General features: G+C 37.7%; 16 protein-coding genes and 1 other RNA gene. 6 read left to right on the top strand and 11 right to left on the bottom strand.

Going from position 1 to position 22,778, the window contains the following annotated elements; genetic code table 11:
• Together ACFPVY_RS03510 and ACFPVY_RS03505 are read right to left on the bottom strand one after the other, a co-directional pair.
• Complete coding sequence (locus tag ACFPVY_RS03510; protein ID WP_379790360.1) at window positions 1-390, bottom strand: hypothetical protein; 390 nt, start codon at window positions 388-390, stop codon at window positions 1-3.
• A gap of 128 nt (window positions 391-518) precedes the next feature.
• The gene (locus ACFPVY_RS03505; RefSeq protein WP_379790358.1) at window positions 519-1,721 is read right to left on the bottom strand and encodes an NAD(P)-dependent oxidoreductase; all 1,203 of its coding nucleotides are present in this window, start codon (window positions 1,719-1,721) and stop codon (window positions 519-521) included.
• 326 nt (window positions 1,722-2,047) lie between these two features.
• On the opposite strand from ACFPVY_RS03505, the gene ACFPVY_RS03500 reads away from it, so the two are divergent.
• Window positions 2,048-3,247 carry a serine hydrolase domain-containing protein gene (locus ACFPVY_RS03500; RefSeq protein WP_379790357.1) on the top strand — a complete coding sequence of 400 codons (1,200 nt, stop codon included), beginning with the start codon at window positions 2,048-2,050 and terminating at the stop codon, window positions 3,245-3,247.
• 78 nt (window positions 3,248-3,325) lie between these two features.
• Window positions 3,326-3,723, top strand: a transfer-messenger RNA (tmRNA) gene (ssrA, locus tag ACFPVY_RS03495).
• Between the two features lie 299 nt (window positions 3,724-4,022).
• On the opposite strand, the gene ACFPVY_RS03490 is transcribed toward ssrA, so the two are convergent.
• Both ACFPVY_RS03490 and ACFPVY_RS03485 read right to left on the bottom strand, forming a co-directional pair.
• Entirely contained in the window at window positions 4,023-4,289 is a 267-nt protein-coding gene (locus ACFPVY_RS03490) for a hypothetical protein (RefSeq protein ID WP_379790356.1), read from the bottom strand.
• A gap of 39 nt (window positions 4,290-4,328) precedes the next feature.
• A complete protein-coding gene (locus ACFPVY_RS03485) occupies window positions 4,329-5,084 on the bottom strand; it encodes a hypothetical protein (RefSeq protein WP_379790355.1) in 756 nt (251 codons plus the stop codon).
• 844 nt (window positions 5,085-5,928) lie between these two features.
• Between ACFPVY_RS03485 and ACFPVY_RS03480 the strand changes: the two genes are divergently transcribed.
• The 3 genes from ACFPVY_RS03480 (at window position 5,929) to ACFPVY_RS03470 (ending at window position 8,769) form a co-directional block, all read left to right on the top strand.
• Window positions 5,929-6,852 (top strand): helix-turn-helix domain-containing protein, encoded by a 924-nt coding sequence (locus ACFPVY_RS03480; protein WP_379790354.1) that lies wholly within the window; start codon window positions 5,929-5,931, stop codon window positions 6,850-6,852.
• 75 nt (window positions 6,853-6,927) lie between these two features.
• Entirely contained in the window at window positions 6,928-8,403 is a 1,476-nt protein-coding gene (locus tag ACFPVY_RS03475; protein ID WP_379790352.1) for a MauE/DoxX family redox-associated membrane protein, read from the top strand.
• A gap of 75 nt (window positions 8,404-8,478) precedes the next feature.
• Window positions 8,479-8,769 carry a hypothetical protein gene (locus tag ACFPVY_RS03470; RefSeq protein WP_379790351.1) on the top strand — a complete coding sequence of 97 codons (291 nt, stop codon included), beginning with the start codon at window positions 8,479-8,481 and terminating at the stop codon, window positions 8,767-8,769.
• A 47-nt stretch (window positions 8,770-8,816) separates the two neighbouring features.
• Here the strand turns inward: ACFPVY_RS03470 and ACFPVY_RS03465 are convergent, their stop codons facing one another.
• From ACFPVY_RS03465 to ACFPVY_RS03455, 3 genes are read right to left on the bottom strand one after another with little or no spacing between them, the layout of a single operon-like run.
• Window positions 8,817-11,438, bottom strand: a complete 2,622-nt coding sequence (locus tag ACFPVY_RS03465; protein WP_379790350.1) for a S9 family peptidase — start codon at window positions 11,436-11,438, stop codon at window positions 8,817-8,819.
• A gap of 12 nt (window positions 11,439-11,450) precedes the next feature.
• Window positions 11,451-12,866 carry a RagB/SusD family nutrient uptake outer membrane protein gene (locus tag ACFPVY_RS03460; RefSeq protein WP_379790349.1) on the bottom strand — a complete coding sequence of 472 codons (1,416 nt, stop codon included), beginning with the start codon at window positions 12,864-12,866 and terminating at the stop codon, window positions 11,451-11,453.
• Window positions 12,867-12,883: 17 nt separating this feature from the next.
• Window positions 12,884-15,916: a SusC/RagA family TonB-linked outer membrane protein gene (locus ACFPVY_RS03455; protein ID WP_379790348.1), complete on the bottom strand. Its 3,033-nt coding sequence runs from the start codon at window positions 15,914-15,916 to the stop codon at window positions 12,884-12,886.
• Between the two features lie 1,040 nt (window positions 15,917-16,956).
• Between ACFPVY_RS03455 and ACFPVY_RS03450 the strand changes: the two genes are divergently transcribed.
• Window positions 16,957-17,238, top strand: coding sequence for a helix-turn-helix domain-containing protein (locus ACFPVY_RS03450; protein ID WP_296151156.1), 282 nt, complete (start codon window positions 16,957-16,959; stop codon window positions 17,236-17,238).
• 306 nt (window positions 17,239-17,544) lie between these two features.
• On the opposite strand, the gene ACFPVY_RS03445 is transcribed toward ACFPVY_RS03450, so the two are convergent.
• From ACFPVY_RS03445 to ACFPVY_RS03430, 4 genes are read right to left on the bottom strand one after another with little or no spacing between them, the layout of a single operon-like run.
• Window positions 17,545-18,192: a hypothetical protein gene (locus ACFPVY_RS03445; RefSeq protein ID WP_379790346.1), complete on the bottom strand. Its 648-nt coding sequence runs from the start codon at window positions 18,190-18,192 to the stop codon at window positions 17,545-17,547.
• Entirely contained in the window at window positions 18,189-18,887 is a 699-nt protein-coding gene (locus ACFPVY_RS03440; protein ID WP_379790345.1) for a hypothetical protein, read from the bottom strand. The genes ACFPVY_RS03445 and ACFPVY_RS03440 overlap by 4 nt, the downstream gene beginning before the upstream one ends.
• Complete coding sequence (locus ACFPVY_RS03435) at window positions 18,884-21,469, bottom strand: ATP-binding protein (protein WP_379790343.1); 2,586 nt, start codon at window positions 21,467-21,469, stop codon at window positions 18,884-18,886. Before ACFPVY_RS03435 ends, ACFPVY_RS03440 begins: the two co-directional genes overlap by 4 nt.
• A complete protein-coding gene (locus ACFPVY_RS03430; RefSeq protein ID WP_379790342.1) occupies window positions 21,469-22,704 on the bottom strand; it encodes a DNA cytosine methyltransferase in 1,236 nt (411 codons plus the stop codon). The genes ACFPVY_RS03435 and ACFPVY_RS03430 overlap by 1 nt, the downstream gene beginning before the upstream one ends.
• Window positions 22,705-22,778: the final 74 nt, after the last annotated feature.

Below are 22,778 nucleotides of genomic sequence, written 5' to 3'. Positions count from 1 at the left end.
TTAATTCAACAATTCTCTAACCGTAATATAATTATCCTCTTCCATTTTCCAAGAATCACCTTTTACTTTAATCGTTTCGCCAATTTTCACGGCACGATATTGTTTTGGATCTTTTAAATTTGGAATGCTGATTGTAGCAAAATAAATTCCGTCTTCTGTGGTCAAGATTGCTGTGTAGCCGTCTTTTCCTTGGTTGATTTCCTTCACTTCTCCTTCCACCGAAATGATGCTCTCTTTTTCCTCTTCTTTGCTTTCTTCAGTTGCTTCAGGCGTTCTCACTTTCACAACTTCAGTTCCGTCTTCGGTAACTGTTGCTTTTTTATTTGAATTGCAACTTGCCATTGCGGTGATTGCAACGACCAAAATCAAGCTTCTATATACTTTTTTCATATTATTTTGTCTGATTATTATTTTCTATAAAGTTAGAAATTCATTTCTACAAGCCAAAGAAAAACCGCAGATTCGCAGATTAAATAATTGTAATCAGCAAATCTGCGGTTTCTTTATTTTTCAGAAATTTATTCTCCATCCACAAACGCTTGCAGGTATTTGAATCTTTCGGTCAATTTTCCGTTTTCTGTGATTTTTGCGCGTTGCAAGATTCCGTCTTTATCTCCGTTAAAAAATGATGGAATTACGTGTTCCATAAACATTTCGCCAAATCCTTCGCTGGCATCTTTTGGCAATTCGCACGGCAAATTATCCACAGACATCACCACGATCGCACCCGGATGAAAAACGTCAACTTCTTTGTGTTCGCTTGGCAAATACCCAAAAAGTGGTTCTGCGATCGTCGAAGCCTTTATAGTGGACGCAATTGGTCCGTCAACATCGCAAGAAATGTCGGCCACCACTTTTATGTTATTGTCTTTTGATTTTAACATTTCTTGAGTCAAAATTACCGGTGCGCCGTTTCCATAAAAATGTCCGGCCATATAGATATCGGCCACTTTTGTAAATCTTTCAAAATCAGAAGTATATTGTTCAGGATTTTGGTAGAAATCTTCCTTGGTGCTCTCGCTTCCGTCGATTCTTTTGTTGTAATCCAAGACGTCGATTTGAACATAAACTGGTCCGTCGTATTTTTTAGACAGAAAATTTTCAACCGAAACTTCCTTGATTTTCATCGCGTCTAAAATTTCTTTTGCTCCCATTCCTACTTTTCCGTTTCCGGTCAAGACAATTTTTATTGGTGGCAAAACTGGTCTTTTTAATTTTGAAATCAGTTCCTCTCGGTTAGAAAGTGTTTCCGCTTTTGGAAGCGTAAACAATTCAAATTTGATCCCAAAAGCTCTGATTCCGTTGTAAGCGCCAACGATTCCGGCATATCTTCCAAAACCAATCAAACGTCTGTTGTCTTTGTCAACAATGGTTTCGTGATCGTATAAATCGATATTTTTTTCAAGAATTGCCTTTAAAAGTTTCCTGTTGTGCAACTGCTTTTTGATGGTATGTGAGAAGAAAAAATATTTTTTATTGGGAATCAAAGCTTCCACCGGAACTTCTTTTACTCCAAATAAAACATCGCAATCTGAAACATCATCGGTAACTTCGAGTCCGTTTTGCTTGTATTCTTCGTCCGTAAAAACCCTAATCTCAGAAGATTCTACTTTTATCTGCGCTTCCGGATGTTTTTTAATGAGTCTTGATGCTTCGTCTGGCGTGAAAACTACGCGTCTGTCTGGTGGATTTTTTCTTTCTTTAATAATTCCGAATTTCATAATCTTTTTAAGAAATTAGTTTGTGGTAGTTTAATAGTAGTTAGTTTGCATTACGATTATTGCATTAATTTAACAAAATTAAATTTTAAAGCATTTTGTTATCACTACAACGTTGTAATTTGTTCCAAATATAACTTTTACTTGAAAGTCGTGCAAGCCTTTTCTTAAATTATTTATAAAACAAAAGACCTGATTTATCATTTTGAAGACCAGTATCTTATCAAAAAATAGTAATGATTCCTCACAATAAGTTCGTTTTTATTATGTTAAAGTACCATACAAAACTTATCTGTTTTTTTATATTTGCTTTATAACTACCACTATCAATGACTTTCCACAAATATATATACATTCCGCTTTTGGCAACCACCTTGTTTTTAAGCTCGTGCCAGGAAAAGGAAAAACATCTTGCCTCTAACGATACTGAAAATGCCGATTCTGACGCTCTTTCTGCGTATAAAATCAAAGCAAAAAAATTAAATCCAGATTATATTCTGGCCAAACAAAAAAGCTTGGACCTTTTTTTCGAGAAAAACTGGCCCAATAATTCGATGAACGGAGGCTTTTTAGTCGCAAAAAACGGACAGATTATCTATGAAAAATATGAGGGGAATTCTAATTTTTCAAAAGATGAAAAGATCGATCAAAACACGCCGATTCACATTGCGTCTGTTTCAAAAGTGCTTACGGCAACGGCAGTGCTTCGTTTGATTGACAGAGAAAAATTGACTTTAGAAGATAAAGTGAGTTCGATTCTGCCTGCTTTTCCTTACGAAGAAATTACGATCAAAATGCTTTTGAATCACAGAAGTGGCCTTCCGAATTATGCTTATTTTGCTGATGATACGAAGATTTGGCCTCGAGCGAAAATGTTGCACAATCAAGATATTTTGGATCTTTTGGCAAAGCATAAATTTGGGCTGTATTTTAAACCCGATAGAAAATTTGGGTATTGCAATACCAACTATGCCATTTTGGCTTTAGTGATCGAAAAAGTGACCGGAAAGAGCTACCGCACGGCGATGCAGGAAATGATTTTTGAACCGCTTGGCATGAAAAACACCTTTATTTTTGACTATGAAAAAGATAAAGAAACAGCGAGCCAATCTTATAAGGGAAATAAAATCTTGTATGAAAATAACCATCTCGACGATGTTTATGGCGACAAAAATATCTACTCGACGCCAAGAGATTTGCTGAAATTTGACATGGCGACGTATTCTGATAAATTCTTAAATTCTGTTTTGGTCAGCGAGGCTTTTAAAGGTTACAGCTATGAACACAAGGGCACAAAAAACTATGGCCTTGGGATCAGAATGCTGGAATGGGAAACGGGTGAAAAATTGTTTTATCACAACGGTTGGTGGCATGGAAATACCTCTTCTTACGTGAAATTAAAAACGGATACTGTTGCTATTTTCGCATTGTCGAATAAGTATACTTTGAAAACTTATAAAGTCTGGAAACTGGCGCCTTTGTTTGGGAAATATCCAATAAAATTAGACAAAGACGATGTGGCCAATTAAGGACTTGCAATTGCGAATAATTTGATTACTTTTGTGGCATACAATTTGCGTTATAAGCAAAAAGTTCTTTTAAATAATGGGGTCGACTGGTTTTGACAGCAAGTCGAATTGAAAAGTAAGCACGTCGAGAACTGGGACAATTCTCGTAACTAAATGGTCCTAACACTTTTACACGGCGAAAATAACTACGCTCTAGCTGCATAATCTGAATTATAGTAAGATTAGCCTTGTTCCTACCAGGTAGGAAAGCAAGATTCTCCTTGAAAGCCTTGGTTTGTGGCGTTCTTTAAAGGGGAACCGTAAAAATAAACCTAGAAATAGTTAAGCTTTGGGACTGTTTTGACACTAAAGAAGATAAGCGTCAAGTGGCTGTTTCTGGCCAAGCTTGATGACGAAAATTTAATCAGGAAATAAACGCGTAGAAATCTTTTTAGTTGCTTGTTTGGACGGGAGTTCGACTCTCCCCGACTCCACAGAAAAAGGGAAAAATCATTTAATTGATTTTTTCCTTTTTTTTTTAAAACTATTCTTTTAAACCTCAGCCTATTTTATCAAATGGATCTGATTTCAAGAAAAAAAGTCCGGACTTGCCGGACTTTAATTTAACTACTTCTTTTTTTTACTTCCTGCTGTAAGTATCCTCAGCAATAATGTTACAATGAAGCTTGCCAACGCTCCTACCATACCCAGTAATACCGTCCTTAAAATATCCTCTGAGGTTAAGTTTGGAAGTGCGCTCAGCACTGTTCCAGCGATTGTTCCTGAGCGCAATGCACTATAACTTTCCATCAGCTTTTACTATTTTTCTTCTCGGTGATGCTTTCTTGGTGCCGTTAGTTTCTGCTTCTATGGTAACTTGGCTAACTGCAGCGATCACACTACCAGCGACCGCCAAATACCCAGCAACGGATAACACCAAAGTTGGCAGTACTATTGGCGTACCCAATAACGCACTGCTAACGGCAAACAATATCAGACCGAATGTTCGCAACGACTTAAAAAATTTCGGGGTTGGCTTTGTAGCCCTATCAATTATGTTCATATTCTCAATTTTAAAAATTATACAATATCAATTATTTGACTAGATACCGCTGACGCTTACGATGCTCAATGCATTGTAGGCTCCATTTTTCAGTGGGTACATCTCTGTGTTGACAAGCTGGTAGAACTCAATGCCGATAACGGCAAATAGTACTTTGGTGCTTGCCGCCGTAACATTGTTTTCCAAAACAATCTGTTGAGTAATCGGGCCATCCAAAGGAAGAATGTCTGATTCTGCCATCTGCGTCACTGATGTCTGCGCCTCAAAATCTACTTCAGTTCCGGCGGTACGCAATTTAAAATGCGTGCTTCCTCCTGGCGCGTTTATCATATCTCTCGCCACGAACGGTTCGAAATTCACACTGACCAGACCTGTCACACGGTCTATATTTGCAACATAAGGAGCAAATAACGTTGTAGAGAGTACACCGCCTGCGTTAAACTCAAAACCCGTTAGCAATTCTGCCTCCCCATCAATGACATTTCGCAGCACCCTGATACTTACCAGATCTGCCTGAATTACTTTTATCATCGCTTTTGTCAACCTGCTGACCATCCTGCTGTCTGAAGCATTCAACAGCAACGTTCTGATCGCATTTCGAAGCACCTTGCCGGCTTTTCCAGCTCTGCCGAATTCCATTCCGTTTTCTCTGGTTCGCTGATATGCTGGATCGTTTGCGATTCTACTAGGATCTACTCCCCCTTTTTCTCGAGCGATATAACCGTCTTTTGATTTATAAAAAGTAATATCCCCGATAGTACCTTTTAACTTGATAATTCCTTTTTGCCTTGCCATGTGTTTTAAACTTTAGATTTGTTAAAAAATGTTTCCATCACTTTCGTTGCAACTATCTGTGGATGTGGCACAAAGATTCAATAGTTACCACGACATTTGCAACAGGCATGGGAGCAGACGACCGCTTAAGTTCTTTTTCTTCCTTTTTTGTGCACTTATTTTGACCTATTTCACTTAAATTTCTTCTGCCTTTTTTAACCGACTTCTGAACACCTTCTGAACTGCATGATCGAAAAAGTACCAAGTTTGCATTTTAAAAATCAAAGTACCCCATGAAAAAAAGACATTCCCGATTGTGTCTTTATCCTAAAGACATCCAGCTCGTTACCGGACTTTCCTATAAGCAATCTCGCCTTTATCTTCAAAAGTTAAAGTTTCATTACCGGAAGGAAAAACAACAGTATGTTTCTATTGCAGAGTTCTGCTCTTACGCCGGACTTTCGCTAGAAGAAGTGCTTGATTGCATCGGCGAGTAGCCAGCCTCAATTGTTTTTACATCACTACTTACTGTTTTAAAAAAAATGAAAAAATTTGCTATGTCTTTCAAATTTTTATGGCTAAAATCTTTCTGCCTATTTCGTGCATCATCCATGCATCATCTATGCATCATCTGCGCTTCAACCCTACTTCATCTCGAAGGCTACTCAATTTCTTATTTTAGGCTTCTTTTTTTTAGGTTTTTCCTTGCATTCAAGACCGTGCTTCATTAACATTTTTATTTTCCAAAATTTGAGACTATAAATTCCAGAATTACGCCCACCACCCTATTCTGCGGTTTGGTAAATTTTCTAGGTTTGCCTTGCGTGACAAACTAACTAATGGTATCTCAAATGATCACTCGGCCATGGCAATAGAAAAAAATCCCACGTCGTACCACTCTATCGGACAAATGTTTTATGAACTATCTGTTGGCAACACCTCCTACCGACTATTATCGCAAGGAAATGACCCTGCATTTGAAACATTAGCTGGTGAGTTAAATAGTCTTGCATTGAGATTGGAAAAACTTTTTAGAACAGATCTTGTGCGTGTTTCCCACACTCCATATCAACACCTTTCCCAAATTATTTTACTACTTGACAAAGAGTTTAATATTGTTACTATGAACAAAGACGCTCTTGAAATTCTCCGCTATTCGAAAGAAGCTCTTTCTGGTGCTAATTTTAAAAAAGTGCTTGCGGAACAAGATCATCCGTTTTGGCTACATCTAGAAAAAAAGCTGATGGCAATAGATTCGTATTATACCACAGCTAACCTTCTTTTACTTACGCAAGACGTAAAAATATATCCAGTTTTCTGTACGCTCTCAAAACTCGCCTCGGACGAGCTTACAATTATCACGACGCTTAAAAACAATTTTGAGCGTTTTCATATTTCTGAATTACAAATAGACTCAGTGAATCCAAACCATAATGAGCTGGAGCTACTTCAAAAATTACACACTTATATCATTGAAAATTTAGAGCATCCACTGCCCCCGCTTCGCGAACTGGCCAACTTATTTGGAAGCGAAGAACATCGCCTAAAAACTGGTTTCAGAAATCATTACCAAAAGAGCATTTATAATTTTTATCATGAGGCAAGACTACAAAAAGCGCATTCAATGATTCAAAATACAAACCTGCCTTTGAAAGAAATACCCTATTTGACCGGGTTTCAGTCTTACCTGAATTTTTACAAAGCTTTTAAGAAATTGTTTGGCTATACGCCAAGTAGCTTGTCCCGACCGGATGCTACTCCGGAAGAACTTTCAGCAGACTCTTTTTAGACTATCGAATTTCTAGAATTGCATAGTTTATTGATTTATTATTTTCCAATTTTACTCTATCCAATACTTGCGACCATGAATGCAACAATTAAAAATAGCGCTATACAACTGATTGCTTACCTTTATGCTTTTCTCTTTATTTATGCCGCCTTTAGCAAACTTTTAGACTATGACAATTTCATTGTTCAACTTGGGCAATCTCCTATCGTAAGCTCGTTTGCTCTTGTCTTATCTATCTTAGTACCATTCGCGGAACTTTTACTATCATTAGGACTTTTTATAAAACGTTTTCGGCTTTTTGCACTTTATTCTTCGATGACGTTAATGGTCTTGTTTACCGCTTATATATTTATCATCTTAAATTACAGCACTTATGTTCCGTGTGCCTGCGGTGGTGTACTGGAGAAAATGAATTGGCAACAGCACTTCGTTTTTAACCTGCTTTTTGTATTTATGGGAGCAGTTGCTATCACTATAAACTCTTTGAAATGGCACACATTTGCGGTTGTTTTTGGCTGTATGGTTTCCGGCTCGTTATCGATGTACCTACTTTATACAATATCTGAAACGGCGATGAAATACCAAAATTCGTTTGTCAGACGATTTCCGCCTCATTTGGTTGACCCGCTAAATACTGCTGAACTAAAATTTAATTCTTATTATTTTGCCGGCGCAACAGATGGCATTCTATATCTGGGGAACACGACCGCACCGCTTCTCGTTACCTTACTAGACAGCACGCTTCAATTTATTGGGACGAAAACCATTGCCGTTTCTCCTGAAAATCCAAAAATGTTCCGACCTCAAATTAAAATCGCGGGTTCTCATTTTTATCTTTACGAAGGATCTGCTCCTTACCTCTATCGAGGAAACACGAATGACTGGAAAGCCTCGTTAAAGTTGAATGATGGCTATTTTTTTTCACAGCTACAACCATTAGATTCTAGTAAAGTAGTATTGCGTTACAATGACCCAGAAACCGCCGCAAATATTATTGGCATGGTTGACCTTTCAGACTTCCAAAATAACGTCTTGCGACCTGATCTTCTTGAAAAGCAATTGGATGGCACCTTTGACACTGACGGTATGATTTTAACCGACCTCCAGAACAAGAGCGCACAGTATGTCTATTATTACCGTAATGCCTATGTAAGCACTACCGAATATTTACAGATCAAGAGCATTGGAAAAACCATCGATACGATAAGCCATCCCGATCTCAAGGTCGTCAGCCTGAAAAATTCTGGTACTAAGACGTTCGCCAAAATGCCACTTCTTGTCAATCGAATTGCTTCCTCAGATGCCGGCTGGCTTTTTGTCAATTCTCAACTAATGGGTTACTATGAACCCGAGGCTATGTGGCAAACGTCAAGTATTATTGACATTTATAACATAGAAACCAACGCTTACCTGTCAAGTTTTTATCTTGATCGCTTTGATGGACAGCAACCAAAAAGTTTTATGGTAATCGGCACTAATGTTTATGTTTTGGGTGGTACCCAAATTACACGTTATCTATTTCGAAAAACACTTGCTCAAGGAAGCGAGTAAAAATATACATGGCCAGTATCAGGGGATGATCGAAAACCTGTGATAGAGTAGATCCCAATTTAAATCACTTTTATTATGAACAACAATTTTTTAAAAACAGCAAGCCTTCCTTTCGCGGTAGCGATTTTAGGCATCGCAGGAGCGTTTACTACGACTTCCATGAGCAGTTCAAAAGTTTTAGCAAACCAACAAGGGCACCAATTTATTTCTGCTTCAGTACCTTGTAAAGAGGTTAAAATGTGCCAGACTGAAAATAATGGCATCCTATGTAGAGTTAACGACGCGGATCTTTCGAGTCCCGTACTAAAAGGTAAGATCACGCCATCTGCTGCATCTTGTCCTGTTACACTTTATAGAATCCAGTAACACAGAAAAAGCCGTTTCGAGTGAAACGGCTTTTTTACTTGTCCTTTTTAAAATTTAATAGGTTCACCCCATTTTGGCTTTTCTTCTCCTTTGAGAAAGTGATTGAACCATTCCATTGTCTTCTGTGTTAAATCTTTCTGATTGTGCTTTTCGCTCATGGCGTGCAATTCTTTTTCATACACTACTAAAGTGCATTGCTTTTTAAGATTACGCAGGGCAACAAATAATTCCAATGACTGCGAGGGATTTACCTGCCCATCGTTCTCTCCTACCCACATCAGCAGTGGCGTCTGTATGTTCGTCGCAAAACGAAGTGGTGAATTCTGCATGTAGCTATCCCAGTTTTCATAAGGCGACACCCCCATCCGAGGCTGGTCAGTTGTATAGCGCCAAGAATCAAAGAGCATATCGTTACCGTTCACTGAAAAATAGCCGCTTATAAAATCTGACATGCCCGAGCCTGCCACCGCTGCCGAAAAAATAGTGGTCTTTGTAATTATAAAATTGGTTTCGAACCCTCCAAACGAAGCTCCCATCAATCCTATCTTTTCCGTATTTATCGACGCTATGGTGATTGCTTTTTCTACCGCTGCAGTTACACAATCTACTGCCGAGACACCTGCTTTTCCTTTTTTATAGTGTATATCTGGACATAGCACAAAATAACCGCTTGCTGTCATCAATGATGGGTTAAAGCCAATCGGGCTGTACAATGACGGATTAATATAATCCATCAGTCGGTGCGACTGCTTTTCATACACATATACAATCATAGGGTATTTTTTGTACTGATCATAGTCGTTCGGATAGTACACTATTCCCTGCATTTGCTTTCCTTCGGCGTCATGATACTGCAATCGTTCAGCTTTTCCCCACTTATAGTTATTTTGCTGCTGGTTGCTTGTCATGACTGTGTTATCCTGTCGATGCTTAACGTCCCTAACTATCAACCGTGGGGCGTTCTCGTAGTCTTCTTCGACAAATCTAAAATACTTTCTGTCTTTTGAGAATGCAAGCCGTGTATTTTTCTTATTTGATAATATCAATGTGTCTATTTTTTGATCACGCATTTCGAAAAATCCCGTCTTAGTATTGTCAATTGCGCGGCCATATAAGATTACAGGATTTTCAATTGCTACCACTGCTGCCTTTTGGAAATGAAATTCAGTTTCATTATCAACTTTATAAAAGCGATATTCCATGCCACTTTCCCTGCCTTTTGTAAGCCTTTTTTTCTTTGCTGTTGCAGGGATATATTTCCAAATGTCGTTTTGATCATAATACAACATCGATTTGTCTCCCGGTGCCCAAAAAGTAGGGCCTGCGGGTGGGTGCCATCCTGTGCTGTCGTAATCTTTACGTTTAAAATTAGCCTGACTGTCCTTACTTATGCAGATGTGCCTGCCCGATCGAATCTCGTATTGCCACCAATTACCTTCCAAAAAATAGGCAATGTATTTTCCCGCTGGCGAAATTTCCAAACCTTGTTCACTACCTGTGAAATCTTTTAAGATCAACTTACGTTGACCACTCTCAATGTCTACTATGTAAATATTTCGGTTCGGTTCGTGTTCCATTGTGGGGTTGTTCTCAAAATAATCGTAAGTGAGTGCATAGTTTTCACTCCCCGTCAAAATAACCACTTCCGTATTTTTATCACTGATTACCTTTATTTCTCTTTTGGCGGGCATCCAAACTGAAAAAAGAAATTCTCCTTCGTCTAACTTCATTTTCGTTCTTGGAAACGACTCGCTATCGAAACTGTTCCAAATTTGCACACCCGACTGGCCTCTAAATACTTTTTTATTCTTGTGCCTCAAGCTTACGAACACCCGTTTTCCATCCGCTGCTATTCTTAAATCCTTTCCAAAAACTGGCGCCAATTCCATTCCGTCCGTCATTTCAGCGACGCTTTCATTACTAATACTAAGCCCTTTTTTTAAAATTGCATCGTAGTAAAAAATCTTCTCCGGAATCCGAAATGCCGCGCTATCTTGTTTTATTGAGGCGAATGCTACTGAGTTGCCCTCTGGACTTATGGAAAATGCGTCAAATGCATTTTCGCCAACGGCGATCGGCTTACCAACTGTCATATCTTGCCCCAAGGCAGTGTAAAAAACTTCATACCTCCCATCAACTTCCTTACAATAAGCGAGGAAATCAGCATTTTCAGAAAGCGCATAATCGGTAATCCTATCGTCACTCCATACATTCACGCCATTTTTTTTCAAAACGGCTATTGTCTTAATGTTCCCAATTTCCTGTTCCACGAACAGTAAAGAGCCTTCATTTATCGGCTGAAAATCTGACACACTTGGCACTTGTTTAGAGCGACCTTCTTGCAGTGAAGTGATGCTGAGGGATTTATCCGGCAAAATACAGGCGAAGGTTTTTTCGTCTACGAACCTTCCCTGTCTTGCTCTTGGGAAGCAGTATTTTATTTCATTTTCGGTGCTTTTTACGAACAATGTATCTGTGCTATATTCATACTCCAAACGGTATGCCACCCAATTGCCTCTCGTTGCTATTCCAGTGGGTTGCATTGTATGCCATTTGTCAAAGTCATCGACTGAAAGTATTTTCTTCGTTTGCGCCTGAGCCAGCGTGGCAATTGCCATCATCAGCCACAATACCGCTTTTCTACAGTTTGTCTTTCCCTGCTTTTTCATGCTCTGTTTGTTTTAATAACCTTCATTTTGAGGTTGCAGGTTTTGATTTAACATCAGTTCTGATTCTGGCAACGGAAAGAGCGCGTTGAAAACATTCCAACCCGGCTTTATGGCATTCAAGACTTGATTTAACTTTTCTGTTCTTTTTAAATCGAAAAAACGGTGGCCGAATTCTGTAAATAATTCCACTCGACGCTCTCTTAACACCGCTTCCAAGATTTCGTCTTGTGTCTGTGCTGCGGTATCGCCTAATCCTGCCTTTTGTCTTATGACGTTGAGGTCGTCGATGGCATTGCTCAATTCACCCTGCCTTGCCCTTGCTTCGCTGCGAATCAAATAAAGCTCTGCCACTCGCAATACTTTTGAAAACTCTGTTTGTGTCATCTCGCCTTCGCCAGCCTTGTATTTAGAAGCTTTGTAATGTACCATCGTGCCGTCTGTGATTTCCTCTATCCACAAATTCCTCCTCTGATCGCCGGGCTCAAAAGCATTTATGATGCCCAAATTCAAGGCATTGTCAACTGGCGGATTGGTTATAAAATTAAATGTGAGCGCCTCTAATGTATTTCCCGGACTGTATCCAGCCGAAAACTGAAAAACCGTACCCGTCGATCCTATCAGAAATGTTTCTGAAAGGCTGTCATCTAAACCGTATGTGCTTTCTTCCAGCAACACCGCGGAAGCTTGATCGGCAGCTTCTGCCCAACTTTCTTGATATAGGCAAATTCTTGCGAGCAATGCATGTGCAGCAAAACGATTTGCGCGGGTGCGGTTTGTCACCACATACTCGGCGGGCAACAGTGCCACCGCCTCGAGCAAATCCTGCTTTGCATTTTGATAAATCTCAGAAACACTTTTTTTGTATGCCGTGCGGTTTATGTTATAATCTGTTGTTGTGATATAAGGCACATTGCCGTATGTGTTTGCTAGGTAGAAATGAAGGATTGCGCGAATGAAAAGCGCCTCTCCTTTAATTTGATTTCGTTCAGCGGTTAACAAGCTTTCTGAATGCTCCACGCCATAAATGACTGCATTTGCTCCATATATTTGATTGTATGTGCTATTCCACATGTTTTTTACCGTGGCAGCGTCTGGAAGGAGACCGTTAGAATGGTATAAAAATCCGTCTTCGCTTGTTGTAGCGTAGTAATCGAGCTCATCTGCATATAAACCTAAGCCATATGAGAGACCCGTTTTGGAACCACTCAGCATTCCGGCGTCACGCATCTTAGCATATACTTCGGCGAGCGCGGCCGTGGCCGTGCTCTTGTCTTCAAATACTAAAGGTGTTGAAAGTTGTGAATCTGGTACCTCAACTTCCACGAACGAATCGCATCCCGAACAGTAAAATAACAACATCATCAGGCACAGGCAACATAAGATCGTTGCCTGAATGCGTTTCAAAATAATCTTTTTTTTGTTTTTCATATTGTTTGCTTTTTAAGTTAAAAGGAAAGCCCGATGCCGGCGGTAATCGTACGCATTGGTGGCAGGTATCCTCCGTTTGTAAATTCGGGATCACCTCCTTTGAAGCGTGTCCATGTTAAAAGGTTCTGAGCTTGCACTGTAAGTTGGCATGCCACACCCGTTGTTTTTTGTACTGGCATCTCCCATACAATCGATACATTTTTTAAGCGTATAAAAGAGGCATCGCCCACTATTGCATCGCTGGCGCCGTATTTGGCACTGGCCATTACGGCATCGGAATTGAAACCAGCGGTATAGATTTGGGTGCTTCCCGTTGCACCGCCCAAAATAGTATGGTCTAACACTGCGGTAGCTTGGTTGCGCATGTCGCCGCCAAATCCCATACTGCGCGAGAAGTCACGGTTTTGTTGTTTTACAAACTGAAATAGAAAATCTAGACGAAGCTTTTTATATCTAAATTCATTCTGGAATCCTCCATAATATTTTGGCGAAAAATTAGCAACTGCGGTCTTATCTAGATAATTGACGGTACCGTCACCATTGGCATCTGTAAATTGATACAGTCCCGTTTGCGGATTTATTCCCTCGTAATGATATAATTTTTGAATGTTCAATGATTCGCCTAATTGGTATTTTTCTGCATAAGTTGAACCTTCCAACCCCGGAAAAGAAATGAGCCTATTTTTTGAAAACGTCAAGTTGAAAGAGGTCGTCCAACTGAAATCCGCTGATTCGATATTTGCTGTACGGAATGTACACTCCAGACCTGTATTGCGCACGGTTGCATCTAGGTTTGCCTGAACTGTCTGAAAACCTGTCGTTCCCGGCAACGGAATACCTGTCAACTGATTGGCTGACAGATTGCGATAGTAGGCGATGGTTAACATTATCTTGTCTTTAAAGAGGCCAAGCTCTAGACCAGCTTCTAATTTTTCATTGGTTTCCCATGCAAAATTTGGATTGTAAAGGCGGCTAGGCTGTAACCCCACCATTCCGTTATAAGACGTACCGGAACTGCTGTATGTATCACGGTATTGGTAATTTCCTATCTGGTCGCTTCCCGTAAGGCCGTAGCTTCCTCTAAGCTTTCCGAAACTCAGTAGGCTTTGGTCTGAGAATAACTTCTCTTTGTGAAACAGCCATGCCAAGCCTATCGCACCGAAATTGGCAAACTGCCTGCCTGGACCAAAACGACTGGAACCGTCGCGCCTGCCCGTCAAATTTAAAATCAGCTTGTTATTAAAGACGTAGTTCGCTCGTGCAAAAAAAGCTTGGTATCGGTATTCTGATTTATCGCTTCCCATTGTGATGGTCTGCGAGGCGGCCGCGAGATTTCCTATCAGACTGTTGCTTGAAAATCCGACGCCCAATTGTACCAGTGATTCCCCCTGCTGCGATTGAAAAGTGCCACCTCCCAGTATGTCGATACGGTGCCTTTTGTATTCTTTTTGCCAGCGCAACTGAGGTTCAATGATCCAAGAATTTCTACTTGCCCGGGTTACTCCTATGTATGAACCTTCTGGCCCAATGCCCATAGCGGGCATGTACATTGTGGACGGATTTAAATTTCGTTCTGTCAATTCGGTGGCGGTGTACCCCAAGCCTACCGATGCTTCCCAACCTTCTGCTATCGCATAGGCCAATTTTAAATTTGAGAGCAGATCGTCGGTGTTTGAGACGTACGTTCCCAGTATGTTACGCAACGGGTTGTTGAACGTACTGTTCTCCCAGTTGAGGTTGCCGCCTGCATCATAGAGTGCGGGTGCATTTGGCGCTAAACCAATTGCTTCTGTGGTAAAATCTGTACCAGGCAGGTTATTGTCTTGTCTTGTCAGTCCTGCTGCAAAGGCCAGCTTTATTTTGCTGTCGGCACTCTCATGGCTTAGGCTGGCTTTTACATTCCCTGTCTTGTATTTAAAATTTCCTTCGAAGACAGTGGACTGTTCTGAAAAACCTCCGCTGATCAAAAAGGAAGTGTGCTCGCTTCCGCCGCCTATCGAAGTGTTCACGGTGCTAAATTCTGCCATACCACCTAACAGCGTTTGCTGCCAGTCAGTATACCTGTTCTGATCCCATGTTCCGTTCACGTCGTAGGCATATTCAGGATATTCGGTGATGCCGTCGTTTGCAAAGGCCTCGCGACGCATGGCCAAGTATTGTTGGGTATTCATCAATTTCATGAAACGCGTGGCTCGCCCGGCGCCTCTTGTAAAACGAGCGCTAAACGCCGTCTTGCCTCCTTTTGCTTTTTTTGTGGTGATCAGCACCACTCCATTTTCCCCACGGGAGCCGTAGATGGCTGTTGCATCAGCATCCTTCAATACTTCGATGCTGGCAATCTGTTCTGGTGGGATGCTGTTTAAGGGACTTGGCTTTCCTGCCAACACACCGGAAGTAAATCCGTCGGTCAGGGATTCTGAGTCGTAAGGCACGCCGTCTATGATGTACATCGGGCGGTTGCCATCTGCTCTCAAGCTGTTCTGCCCTCTGATCTGAATTTCGAAACCGCCACCAGGCGTGCCGGTGTTTTGGGTGATGCTTACTCCTGCCATTCGCCCCTGCATTGTGGCCAAAACATTGGCTACCGGTTGGTTTTTAATATCGTCTGCGGTAATGCGCGCGATGTTCCCTGTTCGCTCGCTTTCCTTCACTGAATAATACCCTGCATTTACTGTCACTTCTTGCAGTGTTTGGACATTTGAAATTAGCGTGGCATTTACGATCGATCCGTTGGCCGTGAGCTCTTGATTGGCATAGCCGAGAAACGTAAAAACAAGTACGTCACCCTTTGAAGCATTGATCACATAACGCCCCTCGGCATCGGTCAATGTCATTGTCGCAGTCCCTTTAACGGCCACCGACACACCTGCAAGTGGTCCTGACGCATCTGTGACCGCGCCTGTTACCTGACGCTGTAAAAAGACATTGTTTATTGCAGCGATGCCCAAAGGGCTGTGCGCGAAGGCGCTCCGGGTGTTGCTGAGGGTGCACCCGACAAGTACGTAGCAGAAAATGCGGTGCCCGTACCCAAATAATGAATGGTTTTTCATAATTTTGGAATTGGTTATTAGTTAGTAACTGTAATCACGGTTCCCTGTGAATTTTGCCGATGCAGCAGGGGACTTTTTTTCATAATGGGTGCAAGGTTTTGGGTTTTAGGTCCAAGGCTTGCGGTGCGTAGTTGATTTTACATAGGCTATATATTTAGATTTTTAGACCCCTTAGATTGTTAGACTTCTTTGACTGTTAGATTTCTTTAAAATATTAGCTTCTTTGACTGTTAGACTTCTTAGATTTAGATTTTAGTTTAGTAATGCTATTGCCTTTCGACTTTTGACCTTGGACTTTTGACTTTAGTATTTCATACATTCCTCACACACCATCCGTGCTTTATCCCTCCACCATCATCCAATCATCCAACATTCGAACAATCGAATCAGCTAATTCGCCAATTAACTAATTTTCTAATTATCGCTCCCCTACACCCTATACCCAAAACCCTATACCTCTCAAAAAACAACGCACCCGCGCCCGCCTATTAACTAACCCAAACTTTCTATCTCTAAAAACTATCCGGCACAGCGCAGGCGATTGTAATATAATAACGTCATCGCGTGGAATAGCTTGTCCCGAACCTTCGGCAAAGCGATCTCATCGAATCATCAAAGAATTCAACAATCGAATTATAGAACAACCCGACTGCGAAAAAAAAAAAAAAGGAAGTGTCGCTTGAACAAGCTGAAGTAGTGCCTTTTCTCAATTCTCAATACTCTGTACTAAAATCTAGAAAATAAAAAAGCGTGGGTACTCAGCTTACTGCGCCGATGGTACTGGTATACCTTGCAACAATAAGTGAGCCCACGCCATAGAGCGTGAGCATCATACTTATCATCTCGTTGCTAAAATTACCAGTTTTACGGCGCGAGATTCAAAGCGAATGCTTCAAATATTTTATATGAAGAATCGCAAAATTACATTTAATCTATAATTTATATTACAAACATAATTAAAAAAAACAATACGGTATGATATAACATACCATTATTTTTTCCAATAAGTATGACTTTTAGCATTATCTAACGTAAATGCTGTGACTGAGAAAGAAAAATTAGGAGAAGAAGTGAGAAAACTGCGTGAAAAAATACCTAGTTCAGATTATAACAAGGATTACATTTCACAACAAGAATTAGCGGATAATAATATCGGCTTAACAAAACATTTTATCGGTACAATTGAACGAGGCGAAGCTAATCCAACTCTGGAAAAATTGGTTTATTTAGGAAAATCTCTTAATCTTAAAACCATCAATATCTTAAATATTGAAATCAATATTGATAAATTCATTAAAGAGAATAAAAAGAAAAGTAAATAAAGTAACTCTTAGGCACTAAGATGTGATTACATCATTTTTTAGATAATAAATTCTTCTTTTATAGTATTCAATTCCGGAATCACACACTACAACATTTTAAAAATTCTATAATTATACCGACTTTTAAATTCATCAAGCAAACCAAACCTTGATGGTTGGTATTATGGAATGGTATGAAATTTTGGGTTTAGTAATTTTATGGGTCTTAGGTTTAATTATTTCTATTAAAATTTCTGAATGGAGAAAGAATTACTTTCATAATGACGTGAAAGTTAGGAAGAAATGAACAGAAAATATTTAATATAGTTAATAAAGCGAAATTTCATTTCTCATATTAAAAAGTAGGTCTCCTAGATTCCTATCTTTTTCCTGAAGAACAGCAATATTAATTCGTCGGTCGATTAATAACACCAAATAATCTTTCAAATAATGAAAATCATTACCATCTTTCTCTAAATAAGTCAACAACGCTTTAGATACTGTGTCAATGATTGCATCTTTAAACTTGCTAATAGTTTCAGTAGAAATACCGATAAGTGATAATTTTTTATCAACTTCAATTTCTTCTTCAGAAGTAGGTAGTCCGCCAAATCCTATCGCTTTTTGATATTTAGATAAGATAAATGTGCTCTTCAATAAATCAGAAGAATTACAGGCTAAAATGAAAATTTTTTGAGCTTCAAAAATTTTCATTTCTTCACGACTTGCTAACGATTTTTTTTCATATAAAGGAAGATTTTCACCACCATAAATCTTATCATCCCTACCGTGTCCTAAAAATAATATATTAGAACCTTTAGCTATATTTGATATAGTTCTTTTGGCTATCTCATACGATTCGTCAGTTGCGTGAATTTCAATCAAATTAAATTTGATAGCTTTTGAATTCAAAAAATCAATAATTCCATACAAAAATTTTGTAGATGGGTCTACTGAAATTATTATATGTATCATTCGTTATTTAAATTATTTAAATCTATTAGATGCGCTACTGTTAATTCAACAAGACTTTTTTGGAATTCAATACCATTCGGTAAATCTTTATCGATTTCATTGGCTATCTCTGATAGTTTTTTCCCTTTGAACTTAGGGTATACACTTGTGAATGTTTCCTCACCGTGTTTTTCTAAATAACTAACCAAATGCTCTTTAAAATAAAAATTCTTTTGCTGAGCTGTAAAAAGCTGAGTTAATTCATCAGGAATTCTTGTCCTATCGATAAAATCATCAATCTTTAGCTTTATAAGTTTTTTAACTTGTTCGGGAGTACTAAATGTTTTTGCAACCTTATCCTGCTCAGCGGAATACAAACAAAATTTTGCCCTTCTTAATCTATATTTTTTTGAAGTGCATTCATTCTTAATCCATTTTAATAATTCGAACCCATCAAGATTAGCATCTTTAAAATCATAGTCTGAAGCAACTATATCATAACTTTCATTTACTAAATTTTCAGTAATATAAGATTGAATTTTTGATTTATCAAGTATTGCATGTCCCGAATTTTCATCTTTAGTTTTAAAATCATCATTTAAATGCAAGAATGTCTCATTTAGATCGAACCCTAAACGTTTTAGTTTTTTTCTCAAATTATCAATCTGAGAATCTAATTTATTATCATCAATGTAAAGAAGTCGTTTTATACTCATAAAGAATTAAAAGTTATTTTGAATGTTGCGCCAGATAATGAAATATTATTTCCAATAAACTCTATTTCAGACCCCATTTCATTTAACAAATTTTTTGTATAATAAAGGCCAATTCCAGATCCGCTTAATCCAGTTGGAGGAATATCCCTGACAGATAGCTCAAAAATTCGTTTTGGATCAGGTTCAAATTTATCTGATAACCCTTTTCCATTGTCAGAAATATAAAGTACCATTTGTCGGTTATTAATCTTTTCAAATTCAAGTTTAATAATATTCGCCCCCCATTTTACAGAATTGCTAAGTAAATTATCAATTATTATGGACATATTCAAAACACTTAAATTTTTAATAAGATGAGCACCATTAGTCACGAAATTAAATTTCAGTTTATCTGAAAATGTATCGCCATACAGTTCTATATATTCATCTATATATTTGACTATATCAACTTCTTTAGTTTCAATATCTTCTTTTAAATCTGCTCTCGTAACAAATTCTGCCATTTTAAGTGATCTTTCAGCGCTAATTTTAAGAAAACCTAATCTTTTTATTAAATCTTGAATCTCAAAATCATTTTCCGTCAGATCATCTATTATATTTTCTATACCGTCCCTAATATCAATATTATTAATCTTTATTGTATGTATTAGTCCATCTGCATCTGGACTTAAAGTTCTTCTGGTTGCTAACAAATAAAGATTTTTTTCTTTCTCAATAGATAAATCTCTTTCTGCCTTTGTAACTTTTTCTTTATAAGAGTCTGCTGTTTTTTCTGCTTCTTCTTTCTGTAATTTTATATTTTCAAGTTGTCTTTTTAGATCTTCAATTATACTTGTCTGACTTTCAATGATTTCTTTATAAGATTGAAGTTCCGCTATAGCTTTAGTCGTAGCATCACTAGTATTGTATCTTGATAAATCATTTATTTGCTTTTCTAAATCCTTATTAGTTGTTGCTTTCCTTTGTAAAATGCGATTTAATATATCTCCATCAATTTTTTTATTTTCAAAGTCCGAAATTAATTGTTCAAATTCTCTTTCCGCATTTAACCTTTCTTCATTGATTTTATCTAAAATAAGATTTTCATTAATATAAAGTTCGATTACGCTATCCGCTTTTGCAGCAATAATAGAATGAATACTTTCGTAAACTCTCCTTTTTTTTGTCACATCATCCTCTCTATATTTTAAGTCATCTTCATTAGTTTCTCCAGAAATAATCTTTTTTTCGATTTCACTAATTTTGTTTCTATCTTCTTCTGGTATACTATCCCAGTCTAGACCATCTACTACATATTTTTCTAATCTTCTGAAAATTTTAAAAAAATAGCCCGCTTTTGTTTCAGTAAGTTTTTTATAGCTTTCATTCTTAACGATACCTTCTCGGCTTGAGATTACTTTAAAAGCATTTTCATGGTCTAAAATTTCAATTCTTCCAACCAATTCCCTCTGACTAAGAAATCGATTATAACCTTGGCTTTTCCTTTGTTCAAGATTTAACCAATCATCTCCTGATTCTCCATAAGGCGGAACACGAAAACCATTTAGAAAAACGTAAATAGAACCATAATCCACTGATCTGATTCCCATTTGCTTTGTAAAAAAAGCTTTCGTATAAGGGTTTAAATAATAGAGAATTACTTTTATATCTTTAATTTCGGGAAAAAAAACATTTTTCTCTTTAATCCAAAAAACCGTCTGCCCTTTGTCTTTCAATTCTGTATAGATGACTGTACCATTATCTATAATTCTACTTTCAATACTAGTCGCTTTAAAATCTAACTTATCAAAAATTGTGTTTTCAACTTTTCCAATGAATTTATCACTGCTATCTTTTGCAATATTCTCTACAATAAATTCAGGCGCATCGAGATAAATGCCAAAATCGTTATTTTCAAATGCTTGATTAGGATTAATTAATTTTTCTAAATATTTTTTTAATTCGGTTAGTTTATCTGTATTCCAATAGGTTCCTTTACTATCTTTAATTTCATAAACCCAATTGCTACGTAACTTAATTATTTCTAATAAAACTCCATGTTCAAAGGCTTCTATGTTTCGTAAAATTAAATCTTCCTTTGATAAAGTTTCAAGTTCTAATTCTATACTTTGAATTTCTGCAGTATTGTCATCAATTTCAAATTTTTTCCAATCAATTTTCAAAAGCAGATAATGATTTGTATTTTTCTTTTTTGTATATAGGTTTAGGTATTCACCCAATCTATCACAAGAAAATCTTCCAACCCCCTTTGCTCCAGCCATCATCCTATTATGCTGCCTATTATTTGTTTTTTTTTCAGAATAGGCAATATTCAACCATTTATTTTGGATATCATCTAAGTTCATTCCTACTCCTGTATCTTTGATGATAAGTCTAGATGTTAAGTCAGAAAATGATAATACCTTTTTATCATCGTTGTTTTTTAAATTAAAATATTGCACCTCTACTTTTTTAGCATCAGCGTCAAATGAATTTTTAACTAATTCTAAAATAGCAATATTATCGTCATTGATAAGGTCTTTACCAATTATACTTTTTAGTTGAATATTAGTTTTGAAATGCAAATTTTTATTTTCTTCCATTAAACTATAAGTTGTTTTAAGACTAATCCGCTCTGTTCTCCAAATAATGGCGGGATAGCGTTTCCAATTTGCGAATATCTAGGAACTTCTTGAGTTCTTCTTTTGCCTCCAGTAGTATATTTACCTCTAAACTGATACCAATCATTAAACGATTGGATTCTTGCATATTCCCTAACTGTAAAAATGCGAGGCTCACTGTAGTGAATGTAGTCATCAGGAAGCGTAGTGATTGTGGCAGTTGGAGTTTGTCCAGAAAGCGGAATTACTGTTCTTTTCTTTAGATTAAACAACTCTTTAATTTCATCTGATAAGGTTTTGTTTTTTTCAGCGTTGTTTAAGATATATTCAAACTTTTCTAGTGTAGGATTGGAGTGTTTTGCAAATCTATGACTATCCGGTATTGTTGTTTCATCTATACCTTTTCTCAATAGCTTTTGATAATTTGAAGCAGCATTTCCATAAAGACCTGCTTTAAAACTGGCAGTATCTGGGGATTGGACTTCTTTACCTTGCCTCAATAAATCTGAAATTGCCTCTTCTAGATTTGTAGTAACTCCAATTTTCTTATTTATTAAAAATGATTCTTTGTTAGTTTCTAATGTTTTAAAAAAAGAAGTTGCTCTCATTTTTTTTACACCAGCTTCCTTTTTAATACCAACTAAGATAAATCGCGTTCTTTTCTGTGGAATTCCATATAATGAAAAATCAATCAATTTTCCATATACGTCATAACCAGGGAAATCATTTGTTCTGGTACGCAAAGCTTTCAATACATATTCAGAGTAAGCCTTGCCTTTACTTTTGTTTTTATCAAACTTTTGCGTAAATCCCTTAACATTTTCAAAAAATATAACTTTAGGCTGAACCAATCTGATAAAGCTTATGTAAGATTTTATAAGCTTGTTCCTTTCGTCCGTTTCCTGTCTTTTTCCGGCAGTTGAAAACCCTTGACATGGTGGCCCCCCGGCAACTAAATCTACCTTGCCTCGCAAATCTTTTAATTGGGGTTCGAAATTTTTTAGCACATAATTAATATCATGCTCTTTAGTGGGAAGCCAATCTGGCCAATCAAAATGATTATTATTTTGAATTAAATTATGACTTAGGGTTTGAAAAGCATCTATGTTTTTTTCAATAGCAAACAGACCTTTCCACAAACCCGTATTATATAATCCCAAAGAAAGTCCTCCGCAACCTGCGAATAAATCAATGTATAAGGATTTACCTGTATTCATAATATTTTTTTTCCATTTACACAAAAATATACAAAAGAAAATAATTAGACTGTTTTAGTAAGAAAAAAATCGCT

This window comes from Flavobacterium qiangtangense (assembly GCF_042658345.1).
GTDB lineage: Bacteria > Bacteroidota > Bacteroidia > Flavobacteriales > Flavobacteriaceae > Flavobacterium > Flavobacterium qiangtangense.
The sequence above is the reverse complement of the archived record's forward strand: the minus strand, read 5'-3'. Positions and strand labels throughout refer to the sequence as shown.